Annotated in this window: 15 protein-coding genes; 4 read left to right on the top strand and 11 right to left on the bottom strand. The window is 62.6% G+C overall.

Annotated features, from left to right (window positions below; all coding sequences use genetic code 11):
• Positions 1-22: 22 nt before the first annotated feature.
• On the bottom strand, positions 23-265 hold the full coding sequence (locus LG373_RS00065) for a helix-turn-helix transcriptional regulator (RefSeq protein ID WP_225748978.1): 243 nt from the start codon (positions 263-265) through the stop codon (positions 23-25).
• Positions 266-285: 20 nt separating this feature from the next.
• Positions 286-600 (bottom strand): DUF6442 family protein, encoded by a 315-nt coding sequence (locus tag LG373_RS00060; RefSeq protein WP_216529014.1) that lies wholly within the window; start codon positions 598-600, stop codon positions 286-288.
• 194 nt (positions 601-794) lie between these two features.
• Between LG373_RS00060 and LG373_RS00055 the strand changes: the two genes are divergently transcribed.
• Positions 795-1,631, top strand: coding sequence for an alpha/beta hydrolase (locus tag LG373_RS00055; protein ID WP_225748647.1), 837 nt, complete (start codon positions 795-797; stop codon positions 1,629-1,631).
• Between the two features lie 134 nt (positions 1,632-1,765).
• Here LG373_RS00055 and LG373_RS00050 read toward each other — a convergent pair whose 3' ends face one another.
• The 8 genes from LG373_RS00050 to LG373_RS12210 all read right to left on the bottom strand — a co-directional run bounded on the left by LG373_RS00050 (position 1,766) and on the right by LG373_RS12210 (position 7,815).
• Complete coding sequence (locus LG373_RS00050) at positions 1,766-3,127, bottom strand: DHA2 family efflux MFS transporter permease subunit (protein WP_225748646.1); 1,362 nt, start codon at positions 3,125-3,127, stop codon at positions 1,766-1,768.
• Between the two features lie 108 nt (positions 3,128-3,235).
• On the bottom strand, positions 3,236-3,868 hold the full coding sequence (locus LG373_RS00045) for a M48 family metallopeptidase (protein WP_225748645.1): 633 nt from the start codon (positions 3,866-3,868) through the stop codon (positions 3,236-3,238).
• Between the two features lie 8 nt (positions 3,869-3,876).
• Entirely contained in the window at positions 3,877-4,752 is an 876-nt protein-coding gene (rsmI, locus tag LG373_RS00040) for a 16S rRNA (cytidine(1402)-2'-O)-methyltransferase (RefSeq protein ID WP_225748644.1), read from the bottom strand.
• Positions 4,753-4,763: 11 nt separating this feature from the next.
• A complete protein-coding gene (locus LG373_RS12215) occupies positions 4,764-4,889 on the bottom strand; it encodes a hypothetical protein (RefSeq protein WP_255616261.1) in 126 nt (41 codons plus the stop codon).
• Positions 4,890-5,062: 173 nt separating this feature from the next.
• Entirely contained in the window at positions 5,063-5,728 is a 666-nt protein-coding gene (locus tag LG373_RS00035) for a methionine ABC transporter permease (protein WP_225748643.1), read from the bottom strand.
• Entirely contained in the window at positions 5,718-6,728 is a 1,011-nt protein-coding gene (locus tag LG373_RS00030; RefSeq protein WP_225748642.1) for a methionine ABC transporter ATP-binding protein, read from the bottom strand. The genes LG373_RS00035 and LG373_RS00030 overlap by 11 nt, the downstream gene beginning before the upstream one ends.
• A 26-nt stretch (positions 6,729-6,754) precedes the next feature.
• Complete coding sequence (locus LG373_RS00025) at positions 6,755-7,591, bottom strand: MetQ/NlpA family ABC transporter substrate-binding protein (protein WP_225748641.1); 837 nt, start codon at positions 7,589-7,591, stop codon at positions 6,755-6,757.
• 98 nt (positions 7,592-7,689) lie between these two features.
• Positions 7,690-7,815 (bottom strand): hypothetical protein, encoded by a 126-nt coding sequence (locus LG373_RS12210; protein ID WP_255616260.1) that lies wholly within the window; start codon positions 7,813-7,815, stop codon positions 7,690-7,692.
• 516 nt (positions 7,816-8,331) lie between these two features.
• Between LG373_RS12210 and LG373_RS00020 the strand changes: the two genes are divergently transcribed.
• Complete coding sequence (locus LG373_RS00020) at positions 8,332-9,144, top strand: alpha/beta hydrolase (RefSeq protein WP_225748640.1); 813 nt, start codon at positions 8,332-8,334, stop codon at positions 9,142-9,144.
• Between the two features lie 94 nt (positions 9,145-9,238).
• Positions 9,239-10,303 (top strand): PTS transporter subunit IIC, encoded by a 1,065-nt coding sequence (locus LG373_RS00015; RefSeq protein ID WP_225748639.1) that lies wholly within the window; start codon positions 9,239-9,241, stop codon positions 10,301-10,303.
• Between the two features lie 76 nt (positions 10,304-10,379).
• On the opposite strand, the gene LG373_RS00010 is transcribed toward LG373_RS00015, so the two are convergent.
• A complete protein-coding gene (locus tag LG373_RS00010) occupies positions 10,380-10,928 on the bottom strand; it encodes a glutathione peroxidase (protein WP_114566472.1) in 549 nt (182 codons plus the stop codon).
• Between the two features lie 289 nt (positions 10,929-11,217).
• On the opposite strand from LG373_RS00010, the gene LG373_RS00005 reads away from it, so the two are divergent.
• A complete protein-coding gene (locus LG373_RS00005) occupies positions 11,218-12,975 on the top strand; it encodes a glycerophosphodiester phosphodiesterase family protein (RefSeq protein WP_114566471.1) in 1,758 nt (585 codons plus the stop codon).
• Positions 12,976-13,442: the final 467 nt, after the last annotated feature.

The following is a 13,442-nucleotide window of genomic DNA, read 5'->3' as shown; positions in this document are numbered from 1 at the left end:
CGGCAAAGCAGCAGCGAAAGCGTCACTCGAAATAGAACAAGTCTTCGAACTTCTTATCCAGCGCAATGCAGAGCACGAGCGCAAGCTTCGCCGTTGGGTTGAACAAACCCGTCTCGATAGATGAAATGGTCTGACGCGACACGCCCACCAATCGAGCAAGCTCCAACTGAGAAAGCCCCGCTTCGGCTCGCGCCGCTTTCAGGCGGTTCTTCAGTTCCAACTCGCCATCGTTTCGATGAACGTCGTCAAAGCCGAACGAGGGCATCTTAATCACGAACGATCCCCTTACATCGTGATCAACACATGCTGGACAGCCCAGATCACGGCGGCAACAGCAGCGAAAGCGCCCAGGAACAGCGCCCCTTTCATGCGCAGTTTGGAGTACTGCGCAAACCCCATGCTGGCAACCCCCGCCATGAAAACCGCGTTGATCCCGTTCGTTTCAAGACCGTGCGACCGATCCCACACCTGCAAGATTGCCAACCCCAGCATCAGCGTACTTCCCACGATCACGAGCATACGCTGCTCCATAGACCGGAAGCGCTCGTCGACCAGCCCATTGTCCTCACGGCTTTTCTCAAGAATCTCATGCTTGTCCATACCGAATCCTTTCCGGCAGTCCCGAAGGAGAACCCGCGCACAACCCATAATCCCAGCCCAACCGTGTTCCGATCCAACGGTAATGTCAAGTACACTTGACATTACGATAAGTTTACTTGACATCATGCAAGAATACAAGCTGCGTGCCCCAAATCAGAAACCCTGCATCGCTTTCTTTTGCTACCATAACGATCATGAAAGCTAACGACGAAACACCCCAAGCCAAGAAGGCGCACAAGCCGCGCGCGAAGTGGCCTCGCCGCCTTGCAATCGCCCTAGCGATTGCGCTGGTCGCAGCGTGCTTGGCAGCAGGCACCTTTCTCGTGTACGCCAGCTCGTACTACCACGACGCAGACGCGCATCACGAAACCCTCGCGTCCACCGCGCAGCTTCCCGTTGAGCAGGGCGACGGATACCTGGCATTCGGAGACCCGAACGCCAGCGTCGGCTTGGTGTTCTACCCGGGAGCGAAGGTCGAGTACAGCGCCTACGCCCCGCTCATGCGCGACCTAGCCGAACGCGGCGTTTTCTCCGTGGTGGTGCAGATGCCGTTCAACTTCGCGTTCTTCGACATCAACGCAGCCGACCGCGTTCGCGCCGCATACCCTGCGATCACCTCATGGTGGGTGGGCGGTCACTCCCTCGGCGGATCCATGGCCGCACAATACGCCGTCGATCACGCAGACGACCCCAGCATGAAGGGCGTCGTTTTGGCGGCCTCCTACTCCGCGAGCGACCTTTCGCACGCCAACCTGGGAGCCGTTTCCGTATACGGCTCGAACGACCAGGTGCTCAACCGCTCGAAACTCGAAGAAAACGCGGGGCTTCTGCCTTCCGAGTCATCCACCGTGGAGATAGCGGGTGGAAACCACGCAGGTTTCGGCGACTACGGCCCGCAAGACGGCGACGGCTCCGCGTCGATCTCCCCCGAACAGCAGCGTGACCAGGCGGCGGACATCATTGCAGCCTACCTGCTCGATCGCGAGCAGGCGGCAACGCCCCAAAGCGCAAGCCTGCCCCAAGCAGCTTAAAACGAACGAGCCGCTTTTCCGCACCAACAAGCAAGCCGCCGCACGTTACGCCGCCTTCCGAGCTTTTCCACGCGGAAGCAAGAGCATCCCCGCCACGAACCCGGCCACGATGACGCCCGCCTGCACCTCGAAGCTCACGCCGAAGCCGAACGCATCGATGCCCAGGTCGTTCGAAGACGCCTGCGCCATGATGGCAATGAGTACCGAGGAGGCAAGCGCCCGAAGATCTGCCGAAACGACGTGATGATGGCCGTTCCTTGAGCCAGGTCCTCGGCAGGAAGCGACGCGCACGCGTACGCCGTCATGGGCATCATCAGGCACGCCACGCCCACGGTGCGCACGCCGAACAGCGCGGTCACCGCCCACTCAGGCGTACTGGCATCGCACGCCGCGAAGGCAAGCGTCCCAACAGCCAGCACCGCGGATCCAACAACGATCAAAGGGCGCGGACCGTATCGGTCCAGCAACCGGCCCGTCACGGGGTTCAGCACCCCCAGCAGCAACGCCCCGGGAAGAATGGCCAGGCCGGACGACGTGGCGCTCAGCCCCTGCACATCCTGCACGAACAGCGGGACCATGATCGACCCCGCCATGAACGCAATCTGCGCGATCATGACCAAGCCGGTAGCCACGGCGAAGGTTCGGTTGCGAAAGCACGCAAGCTTGAGAAGGGGTTGATCGATGCGCGCCTGCCTTCGAGCGAACACCGCCAAAGCCGCCACGCCGCTCACAAGCGCAAGGACGGGCGGCGCGCTCAAGCTCCCGTCCGCCTCCATGAACGTAGTCCCCGCCATGATGGCGCAGAACCCAAGCGCATAGAGCAGACCCGAGGGAACATCGAAACGCTCGCGCTTCCCTTCGCGCTTCATCACATCGGTCAGCAGGGGAAGCGACAGCGCTATCACAACAATGGTCACGGCGCCCAACACGATGAACACCGAGCGCCACCCCCAGAAGTCTATGAGGAAGCCCGATACGGTGGGGCCGATAGCCGGCGCGAACCCGATGATCAAGCCCACCAGGCCCATAGCGCGTCCGTACTCGTTGCGCGGATACACCGAAAGCGCCACCACCTGAATGAGCGGCAACGCGATGCCGGCACCGCCCGCCTGCAACAAGCGCGACGCCAGCAGCAGCGGGTAGTTCGGTGCGAACAGGACGGCAGCGCACCCCGCCACGAAGCACAGCATGGCGGCAACGAACAGCTTCTTCGCATCAACGCGATTCACCAGGTAAGCCGTCATGGCCGAAATAAGGCCCAGCATGAAAATGTAGGATGTGGTAAGCAGCTGACCAAGAGCGGCGTTCACCGCGAACTCGTGCATGATGGTGGGCAGCGCCGCTATCATCATGCTTTGGGAAATGCACGCGGCAGTGGTGCCGGCCATCATGATGGACAGCACGACGGTTCGCTGTCTGCGCGGCAGTCCGTCGTGCGCGGCAAGCGCATCGTCGCCCGCAGCCCGGTGTTTCGCTCTGTCCGTTTGCTGTCCCATAAGGCCATGGTAGCACCGGCACTTTGGGAGCCCTCACCCTTCGGCAAACGTGCACATTACAGTTCGGCAACGTATCGCATGCGAACTAATTTGCCTTCTAACCAGGCTTTATCGCAGCTTGTCGCGCCGTTCGCACCAATCGGGCATGAAGGTATCCATAAGCTCTTTGAAGCGCGGGCCGTGGCCCCGTTCCAAAAGATGGCACAGTTCGTGAACCACCACGTACTCCAGGCATTCCGGGGGATACAGCGCCAGGCGCACGTTCAGGCAGATGCGGCCCGTCGAAGGCTGGCAGCTGCCCCAGCGACTGGTCATGTTCCGGTACGCCAGCTTGCCCGCCTTCACGCCCATGATGGGCTCCCAAGCTTCCACCAGCACCGGAGCGCACGCCTCCACCACGGCGCGCCATGCGGCAACCTGCTCCGGCGAAGCCTGAGCCGCCCGAGCCGCAGGCGACGACGCAGCCTGCGCGCGCTTCTGGTCGATCCACGTCCGCTTCTCCCGAACGAAGCGCTCCACATCCTGGTCGCGCACATGCAGCGGAGCGGAAACCTCCACGCAGCCGCCCGTGCGCGCGATGCGCAGGTTGAGGTTCTTCACGCGCTTGCGCGTCAAGCGTACGGGCAGACCGTCCACAAGAAGCTCTACCGCAGCATCGCCCGCACGACGCCCGCGCGCCGAACGACCTGCGGGTGCAAGAGCGCCGCTCCCGCGCTGCGCATCGCGAAAACCCTGGGACATGCGGCTCCCTACGCCTCGAGCGCGATGTCGTAGGCCGCGTTGCGCGCAATGCCGAACTCGTCGGCTATGGTGCGAGCTACGTCCTTGTTGCGCGCGCCGGCAGCCTTCAGCTCTGCCGCTCGAGTCCGAGCGGCAGACTCGGCGTCTTCCTCGGCCGCAGCACCCTCCGCCACGCTGGGACCATCGATCACCAGCACGATCTCGCCCTTGATGCCGCCGCCTTCCGCACGAGCGGCAAACATGTCGCGCAGGCGCGGCAGGGAGTCGCGCGCCACTTCCTCGTGCAGCTTCGTCAACTCGCGGCATACGGCGCCCTCGCGGTAAGGGTACGCCTCGGCAAGCGATTCAAGTGCGCTGACCAGGCGATTAGGACTTTCGTAGAAGATGAGCGCGGCGTCGAGGGCACGCAACGACTCCAGCGTGGCGCGGCGCTCCGCATCCTTGCGCGGGAAGAAGCCGCCGAAATAGAACCGCGGGTTCGTGCTGCCGCTGGCCACGTACGCCGTAGCCGCAGCAGTCGGACCGGGCAGCACCTCCACGGGCACGCCGGCCTCATGCGCGGCGCGCACCAAACGCAAGCCGGGATCCGACACGCCGGGCATGCCGGCATCGGAGCAGTACGCGATCACCTCTCCGGCCGCCACGCGATCGACGATGGCCGACGCGCGCTCGCCCATGAGCGCTTCGTCAAGGCGCTCGATACGCTTCTCGATGCGATACGCCGCCAAAAGCCTGCCCGTGACGCGCGTGTCTTCGGCACATACCGCATCGGCGGACTGCAAGGCCGCAAGCGCACGCTGCGGCATGTCCCCCAAGTTGCCGATAGGCGTCGGGCATATAACCAGCTTTCCAGCTGCGCGAGTTCCGGCTGCACAAGATTCCACTGGCTACCCCGCTACTTTCGACGCATAAGAACGAACGCCACCACCAGCACGACAAGCGCGAGCGCCACCACGCCGCCCACGATGAACGGTAGCGGATTGTCTCCCGTACAGGCCAGGCAGCCATACGCAAGCTCCATGCAACTCCCCTTTCGTCGTGCCGGCGCCTCGGTGCGCAACGGCGTTTCAACCGGTCTCCATTGTCGGGCATGACGAGCCCAATGGCAAACGCAACCCGCCAACCATCGCTCACAAAACGCAAGTCGGCGGGTTGCGCGCGAACGCTAGCGCGGCCGACAGGCTGCGCGCGAGGCTAGCGCATCTTCTGAGCTCGGGCAACCCACGCGTCGCCCAAAAACTGTATCGCCTGTACAAGCACGATCAGCACCGCAATGCACGACACCATGACATCGGCCTGATAGCGCTGGTAGCCGTACCGGTACGCCAGATCGCCCAGGCCCCCGCCGCCCACGATGCCGGCCATCGCGGAAAAGCCCAGGATGGAAATGGCCGTGATGGTAATGCCCTTGATCAGCGGAACACGCGCCTCTGGCAGCAGCACGAACAGCACGACCGCGGTTTTGCTGGCGCCGGCGGCGAACGCGGCCTCCAGCATACCCCGGTCAACCTCCGCGAACGAGGTTTCCGACAACCGCGCGAAAAACGCGATCGCGGCAATGGACAGGGGAACCACCACGGCCTCGCTGCCGATCTTCGTGCCCACGATCAAAGACGACAGCGGAAGCAAGAAGATGAGCAGGATGAGAAACGGAATGGAGCGCACCACGTTCAGCACGGCCCCCACCAGCCTGTTGACCCAGACGTTCTTCACGAACAAGCGCGTGCCGGTGACGTACAGAAGAATTCCCAGAGCGCCCCCGACCACCACGGCGGCCGCCAGCGCAACCGAGCACATGAACGCGGTCTGACCCAACGCAACGCCAAGCTCCGGCGCAATTCGCACGATGTTATCCAGCATGGCGCACCACCTCCAAACGCTCCACGCGCGCCCTCAAGTGCGCCGCGACTTTCTCTATTTCCGCAGGCTCGCCGTTCACCAGCACGTACAGAATCCCGTAAGGCTGTTGGGCAAGGTACTCTATCCGCCCGTGCACGATCGATATCGTCACGTCGAACGAAGACCCCGCTTCGAACAGAACCGGCTCGGTTGCGGCAGGGCCCGCGTACGTTAATTTGAACAGCGCTCCGCTTTGCTGCAGCACCTCTTCAGGCAGGTCGAAGCGCTGCGTTTGCTCGACAAGGCCCTTCGCCACCTCCGACTGGGGATTCGAAAGCACGTCGAACGTGTTGCCATGCTCCACGATGCGGCCCTTGCCCATAACCGCCACCCGATGGCAGATGCGCTTCACCACGTCCAGCTCGTGCGTGATGACCACCATAGTGACGCCCAGCTCCTCGTTCGCGCGCCTAAGCACGTCTAGGACCGATGCGGTGGTCTCCAGGTCGAGCGCGCTCGTAGGCTCGTCGCACAGCAGGATGCGCGAACTGGGGGCAAGCGCCCGCGCGATCGCCACGCGCTGCTTCTGCCCGCCACTGAGCGTGCGCGGGTAGACGTCCTTCTTGTCCAGCAGGTTCACGAACCTCAGCACCTCGTCAACGCGCTCGTCCGTCTGCCGCTTGCTCCACCCGGCCTGCTTGAGCGGAAACGCAACGTTTTGGCCGACGGTCTTCGCGTTCCACAGATTGAAGTGCTGGAAGATCATGCCGATGCCCGCGCGGGTTTCGCGCAGCTGCCTGCCCCTTTGCCCCACGATGGAAACGCCATCGACGATCACCTCCCCGGCGGTGGGCGCTTGCAGCAGGTTGATCGTTCTGACAAGGGTGGACTTCCCAGCGCCGCTCGACCCGACGATGCCGAGCACCTCCCCTTCGCGCACGGCCAGGCTCACCCCGTCAACGGCCGGCGCCTTGGATTGCCCCGAGGGAAATTCGACGCGCACGTTTTTCAACTCGATCATGATGCTCCTCACGTGGACGAATCCTCTTAGTAACCGCTCGGCCTACTGAAGGCGGAGAAGGGGCGGCTGGGGTCCTCGATGGCGCGTCGGAAGGCGTCCGAGCCCACAATGGCAACGATGTCCTGGGCAAAAGGAGCGGCAGCATCCTCTCCGCGCACCGCGATCACGTTGTAATAGCCCTCGGAAAGCTGCTCTACGTAGGCCGCGTCGGCAAGGTCGAGGCCCGCGCCGATGGCGTAGTTGCCGTTGACCACGGCTGCGTCCACGCTATCGAGCACCGTGGGCAGAATCTCGGCGTTGACCTGCTTGATAACGATGTTCTTGGGGTTGGACGCGATATCGTCGACCGTCGCCTTGGCGGGGTCCACCGCCGAATCAAGAAAGACAAGACCAGCCTGTTGCAACACGCGCAACGAACGCGACAGGTTGGTGTCATCATTGGGAACGGCCACCGTCGCCCCTTCGCTCAACTGGTCGAGCGAACCCACCTTGTTGGAGAAAACGCCCATGGCCGCCGTAGGAATTTCGGCGAGAGCGGCCAGATCAAGGCCATGCTGCTGGGCAAAGCTGTTCAGATACGTGGAATGTTGGAACACGTTAAGCGAAATGTCTCCGTTGACAAGGGCGTTGTTGGGCTGGACGTAATCCGAGAACTCAACGTAGCTCACGGAATACCCCCGTTCCCTCAACGACGGCTCGACGGCTTCGCGAAACAGATCCTGATACGGACCGGCGACCACGCCCACTTTGAGCGACTTCGCGCCGGAATCATCCGTTCCAGGGGCCGAACAGCCCGAAAACAGGACCAGCGCGGCGCACAGGCTCGCAACGATCGAGAGCAGAGCAACAAGCTTGCATTTCATGACAAGTACCTTTCTTTTGCAGGAGGACGACCCGAGTTCGGGCATAAAAAAAGAAGCCTGAGGCTTCCGAGAATCGCGACACGGTATGTACGTTCACCCTAAGAAACAAGGATAGCGTTGCGACAATTCTCGAAGCACGACATGCGCATGCGCGGACGCATGCCCATCAGCACGGACAGAGCGCGGGGCATCATCATGTTCATGTACGAGAAAACAGCTATCATGGCCAACCTCCTTCCGGGTGCAAAAAGCCGATCCGAATACTACAGCAAATCACTAGGTGTTCAGTATAGGGAAGGAATCCGCGCCGTCAAGACCCCAATAAGAATCGATGCAACGGGCGACGGCGCGGGGCTCGCGAGGTCCGTGGGGTTCGCGGACGACGCGGGGTTCGCGGGGTTCGCGGACGACGACGCAGGACTTGCGAGGTCCGTGGGGTTCGCGGACGACAGCGTGGGACCCGCGGGGTTCGCAGGGCTCGCGGACGGCGCGGAACCCGCGAACGACAGCGCGGGGTCCGTGGGAGCAGGAAACGCACATGGAGCACGGGCGGTTGGGGATGGCGTGCATCGCGGGCCCGTGATGCGCCCGGAAGCCGGGTCGCGCGCGGCACGCAGGCGCGGATGCGCAATGCGCCCGTGTCTGCGCATCGAGCGTCGCCGCCGCGCAGCCGGCCCCGCTTCCCCCTGCGCAACGCGCTACAATGGAACCAACGTCGTACCCGATAGAGAGAAGGTCCCATGCACCAGGAACTCACGAAGAAGGCAGCAGAAGGATTCCTGCTGGTCGGACGCATCGACGCGCCCGAAAACCCGAAGGCGTGCGCGGTCATCGTCCATGGCCTGTGCGAGCACTACGGCCGCTACGATTACGTGGTGGAGCAGCTGCTGGCGGCCGGTTACGCCGTGGTGCGCTTCGACCATCGCGGGCATGGCCGGTCGATGGGCAAAGCGGTCTGGTACGACAACCGCCAGCAGATCGTGGCCGACACGGATCTGTTCGTGGAAGAGGCTCGCGCGCACTTCCCCGACCTGCCGCTGTTCATGATCGGGCATTCCATGGGCGGGTTCGGCGCAGCCAGCTACGCAACGACGTACCCCGGGAAGCTGGACGGCTACGTGCTGTCGGGAGCCTGGACCCGCGATCATGCCGGCTTGGCAGCGGGCGTGGTCGAGCAGGGGCTCGACCCGCAAACCTACCTCCCCAACGAGCTGGGCGACGGCGTATGCTCGGACCCCGCCGTGGGCGAAGCGTACCTGGCCGATCCGTTCGTCGTCAAAGAGTTCTCCGTTGCGCTGCTGCGCGCCGTGCACGACGGCCACGTATGGCTCCGCGAGCACGCTGCGAATTTCTCCGACCCGGTGCTTTTGCTGCACGGCGGCGATGACGGCCTAGTCAGCCCGCAAGACAGCATCGACATGTACAAGGAGGTGTCGGCCACGGACAAGTCTTTGCGCATCTACGCCGGCCTCTACCACGAGATATTCAACGAGTTCAAGCGCGACCGCGTTATCCGCGACGCCATCGAATGGCTGGACGACCGCGCACGGTAAGCGCTCCTCGCCGAAAAAACGCCGCCGAGCATTCCCCCTGAGAGATCGAACGGGTACAGTTCCACGAAACCGCTCGACAATCAGGGGGATTATCATGTCGCAAGGAGCCTTTGCTTCCTTTCTCGCGCGCAAGGACATCGAGATCTCGCCGCAGCGCTACGCTATCGACGCGCTGTCGGCCATGGCGCAAGGCTTGTTCGCCTCGCTTTTGATCGGAACCATCCTCGCCACCGTGGGAGACCTTACGGGAATCGCGTTCTTCAACGAGGTAGGCAGCTTCGCCAAAAGCGTTGCCGGGCCCGCCATGGCCATCGCCATCGGGTACGCCCTGAAAACGCCGCCGCTCGTTCTGTTCTCGCTTGCCGCCGTGGGCTACGCCGCGAACGCTGCGGGCGGCGCGGGCGGACCGCTGGCCGTGCTGGTGGTTGCCATCGTGGCATCGGAGTGCGGCAAGGCCGTGTCGAAGGAGACGAAGGTCGACATCCTGGCAACGCCCGCCGTCACCATCCTGGCGGGCTGCGGGCTGTCGATCGCCGTCGCCCCGGCCATCGGCGCCCTGGCGTCGTCCGTGGGCGGGTTCATCATGTGGGCAACCGAGTTGCAGCCGTTCTTCATGGGCGTCATCGTGTCGGTGGTCATCGGCATCGCCTTGACGCTGCCCATCTCGTCGGCCGCCATCTGCGCCGCCCTCAGCTTGACGGGGCTGGCAGGCGGCGCGGCCGTAGCTGGATGCTGCGCCCAGATGGTGGGGTTCGCCGTCATGAGCTTCAAAGAGAACAGCTGGGGCGGATTGGTGTCGCAAGGCCTGGGCACGTCTATGCTGCAAATGGGCAACATCGTGCGCAAGCCGATCATCTGGCTGCCGCCCATTCTGGCATCGGCCATTACCGGCCCCATCGCCACCTGCGTCTTTCAACTCCAGCAAAACGGCAGCGCAATCGCATCGGGCATGGGAACGTGCGGGCTGGTAGGCCCCATCGGCGTGTACGCGGGATGGGTTGCAGACGCCATGGCGGGCGCACCGGCAGCCGGGCCCCTCGACTGGCTGGGGCTAGCGCTGATCTGCTTCATCCTGCCCGCCCTTCTCAGCTGGGGAATATGCACCGGCATGAGAAAAGCGGGGCTCATCAAGGACGGCGACCTCAAACTGGAGGCGTAAAGGCGCGCAGGTGCAAAACGGGGTGCCCAAGCGTTGCTCGGCACCCCAGTCGGAAAGCAACTTGGCCCGCAACCGACTACAGCAGCTCTTCCACGGCGGGCGCGACCGCATCGGGAATGCTTGCCGTGGGCTCGAAGCGGCGAACGACGTTCCCGTCGCGATCGACCAGGAACTTGGTGAAGTTCCACTTGATGGAGGGCTTCTGGGCGTATCCGGGATCGGCCTTTGCCAGCAGGTCCTCCAGAACAGGCGTCAGCTCATGGCCCTGGTCGAACCCCTCGAAGCCCTTTTGCTCTTGCAGGTACGCGAACAGCGGGTCAGCTCCTTCGCCGTTGACCTCGATCTTCGCGAACTGAGGAAACGTCACGCCGAAGCGGGAGGTGCAAAACGCCGCGATCTCCTCATTCGTTCCCGGAGCCTGATGGCCGAACTGGTCGCACGGAAAGTCCAAAACGTCCAGCCCGCGCTCGCGCAGGACGCGATACAGTTCTTCGAGCTGGGCATACGTCGGCGTAAAGCCGCATTCGGTGGCGGTGTTCACAATAAGCAGGACGCGTCCGCGGTAATCGGCAAGCGAAACGGCGTTGCCCTGCTGGTCTTTCACGGTGAAATCGTAGATGCTCATGAGCGCCTTCTTTCGAGAGGTTTCCAAGAGGGTCCGATGGACGACCTTAGTGTACGCCCAATTGATACTTTGTTGATTACAGTTTACGAAACCGTTGCCGTCGCCCTTGGCGTCCGCTCCTCCACTGCCGCAAACGGCTTGCTCGCGCGGGCGGCGATGCGCTTCGAAGCCTTTGCCCACACCCCGTCCGTCGCCCGCTCCCTCAAGGCGTCCCCGCAACCAACCTGGTATCATGAGTCCAACAAGGAGCTAAAGCGTACGGCGATCTCGCCGCTTTCCAAGGAGACTCATGAACTTCATTCGCAGCACCTGGAGGCTGTTCGCGTACAACCTGCGAACCGTTTTCCTGTTCGAAGCAGGATTCCAGATTGCATTCGCCATTTTGTTCGTGCCGCTCAGTTTAGGGCTCATAGACTTCGCGCTGTACGCCGCCGGCCTTTCCTACCTGTGCGACGCGAATCTGGCGACATTCCTTGGCAGCCCCGTAACCTGGCCGTGCGCCTTGTTCGCCATACTCTTGCTAAGCCTGGGATCGCTGTTCGAAATGTGCGCGCTCGTGCTGCTGATGCAGGCCGGAAGGATGCGGCGAAAGATTGGGGTGCGCGAGCTGGCGAACCGCACGTTCGAGCAAGCCGTGCGCATCGTCCATCCACGCAACTGGCTGCTGATCCCCTTCGTGCTGCTGCTTGTTCCGCTCACGAACCTGGCCGTGACCTCGTCGGTCTTGACCGATTTCAGGCCTCCCGAATTCATCATGGACTTCATCTGGGAAAACAACGTGCTTTCCTGCGCGTTGATCGCGTTGTTCGTTGCCCTGTACATCCACGCTTTCTTCCTTGCGTTCGGCGTGCACTTCTTCACGCTGCGCAACGAGGACTGGATGCAGGCGCGCGTTTCGAGCAAGCGCCTGCTGCACGGCGCTCGCTGGATGCTGGCTCGCCGCATCTTGGCGCTTGTCGGCCTGTTCGCCGCAGAAGCGGCGGCGGTAGCGCTCATTGGGATATTCACGCTAACGGTGCTAATCGAGGGAGACGCCTCCCCGGTTGCCTCGATAGGGCTTGCCGTCATTTCGCTCGGGTTCTTGATAATCACGCAATGCCTGCTCACCCCGTTCAGCTACGCTGCGCTGAGCTGCACATTCTACGAACTCACCGACAAAAAGAACCTCCCCGTCGACTACCGCTTCGAGCCATCGGGCCCAACCGGGCGCACGCCGTTTGCCAAGAGGGCAACGGCAGCAGCGCTCGTCCTGATCGCGTTTGCATCCTCGACTTCGTACATAACTTCCCACGGCCTGTTCGAGCCTTCGCAGGAACCGCCCGCCCGCGTAGAGATCACCGCGCATCGTGGAGGAGCCCGCACCGCCCCGGAGAACACGCTTGCCGCCTTTCAGCAGGCTATCGACGAAGGCGCTGATTGGGTGGAGCTCGACGTGCAGCAAACCGCCGACGGCGTGCTCATGGTCATGCACGACGCCAACCTCAAGCGAACGACGGGGCTGGACAAGAACTTTTGGGAAGTCACGTACAACGAGATTAAAGATCTGGACAACGGATCCTGGTTCGATCCCGCGTTCGCCGATCAGCGCGTATGCACGCTCGAGGAAGCACTTGCCCTCTGCAAAGGCAAAATCAAGATGAACATCGAGGTCAAACCCGACGGTCACGGCACCGACCTAGAGCGGAAGACGGTCGACCTCATCAACGCTTACGGCATGCGCGACCACGTGGCGGTTGCCAGCATCTCCTACGACGCGCTCGTACGCGTAAAGCAAGCCGACCCGCTCATGCCCACCATGTATGATATGACGCTGGCGTACGGCTACCTTTCCCACATACCGTACGTCGACTACTTCAGCGTTGACGACTTCTTCGTTACGCAGCAGCTTGTCGACGACGCGCACCGCGAAGGGAAAATCGTCTACGCTTGGACCGTGAACGACCCCGCCAACATGGCGCGTTTGCTCAGCTACGGCATAGACGGTCTGGTCACAGACGATGTGACCGCCGCACGCGAAATGGCCGAGGACTTCCATCCCGCCGACTAGGCCCCGTGCGAACGGCGAGAGACGCTCCCGCATCCGCGCGGCCTTCGAAGGGAACGACCGACTCTGCGCTGCAAGGGAGCGCTACCCGTCCGCGAGCCGGATCGCGTCCCATCCCGAATCGTATCCCATCCCGCCACGCCCTCTTCGTCGAGGTTCTGTCAAAACGGACGAGTTTTGCTGGTCCTCAAACCAGGATAAATGCAACGAGCAAGTCTCTGAACAGGAATGATGAAAAACGCCCCTTGGCAACCTGTCGGCGAGAGGCGAAAAACCCCCGCAAAACTCGTCCGTTTTGACAGAGCCCGGAAACCGCGCGCGAAAAAACAGGGGGGCTTTTCAGCCCCATTACAGTAGAAACCAGCCTGATCGAGCCATGTTCAAGGGGCTTGGCGGCCCCGGTTGGATTAGCGACCCAGCCAGTCCTTAATCTAATATTGACTTGGCCCTCTGGGCTGCTGGCCGGCCGC

It is taken from the genome of Paraeggerthella sp. Marseille-Q4926 (assembly GCF_916618935.1).
GTDB lineage: Bacteria > Actinomycetota > Coriobacteriia > Coriobacteriales > Eggerthellaceae > Paraeggerthella > Paraeggerthella hominis.
Note: the sequence above shows the minus strand (reverse complement) of the source record. Positions and strands in the feature narration are given on the sequence as shown.

What these genes read in the sequence shown, in the direction of transcription:
- LG373_RS12210 (WP_255616260.1), bottom strand. Translation starts at nt 7,815, where the DNA reads ATGATAGCTGTTTTCTCGTACATGAACATGATGATGCCCCGCGCTCTG.
- LG373_RS00050 (WP_225748646.1), bottom strand. Translation starts at nt 3,127, where the DNA reads ATGGGACAGCAAACGGACAGAGCGAAACACCGGGCTGCGGGCGACGAT.
- LG373_RS00015 (WP_225748639.1), top strand. Translation starts at nt 9,239, where the DNA reads ATGTCGCAAGGAGCCTTTGCTTCCTTTCTCGCGCGCAAGGACATCGAG.
- LG373_RS00060 (WP_216529014.1), bottom strand. Translation starts at nt 600, where the DNA reads ATGGACAAGCATGAGATTCTTGAGAAAAGCCGTGAGGACAATGGGCTG.
- LG373_RS00030 (WP_225748642.1), bottom strand. Translation starts at nt 6,728, where the DNA reads ATGATCGAGTTGAAAAACGTGCGCGTCGAATTTCCCTCGGGGCAATCC.
- LG373_RS00065 (WP_225748978.1), bottom strand. Translation starts at nt 265, where the DNA reads ATGCCCTCGTTCGGCTTTGACGACGTTCATCGAAACGATGGCGAGTTG.
- LG373_RS00035 (WP_225748643.1), bottom strand. Translation starts at nt 5,728, where the DNA reads ATGCTGGATAACATCGTGCGAATTGCGCCGGAGCTTGGCGTTGCGTTG.
- LG373_RS00025 (WP_225748641.1), bottom strand. Translation starts at nt 7,591, where the DNA reads ATGAAATGCAAGCTTGTTGCTCTGCTCTCGATCGTTGCGAGCCTGTGC.
- LG373_RS00005 (WP_114566471.1), top strand. Translation starts at nt 11,218, where the DNA reads ATGAACTTCATTCGCAGCACCTGGAGGCTGTTCGCGTACAACCTGCGA.
- LG373_RS00045 (WP_225748645.1), bottom strand. Translation starts at nt 3,868, where the DNA reads ATGTCCCAGGGTTTTCGCGATGCGCAGCGCGGGAGCGGCGCTCTTGCA.
- LG373_RS00010 (WP_114566472.1), bottom strand. Translation starts at nt 10,928, where the DNA reads ATGAGCATCTACGATTTCACCGTGAAAGACCAGCAGGGCAACGCCGTT.
- LG373_RS00020 (WP_225748640.1), top strand. Translation starts at nt 8,332, where the DNA reads ATGCACCAGGAACTCACGAAGAAGGCAGCAGAAGGATTCCTGCTGGTC.
- LG373_RS12215 (WP_255616261.1), bottom strand. Translation starts at nt 4,889, where the DNA reads ATGGAGCTTGCGTATGGCTGCCTGGCCTGTACGGGAGACAATCCGCTA.
- LG373_RS00055 (WP_225748647.1), top strand. Translation starts at nt 795, where the DNA reads ATGAAAGCTAACGACGAAACACCCCAAGCCAAGAAGGCGCACAAGCCG.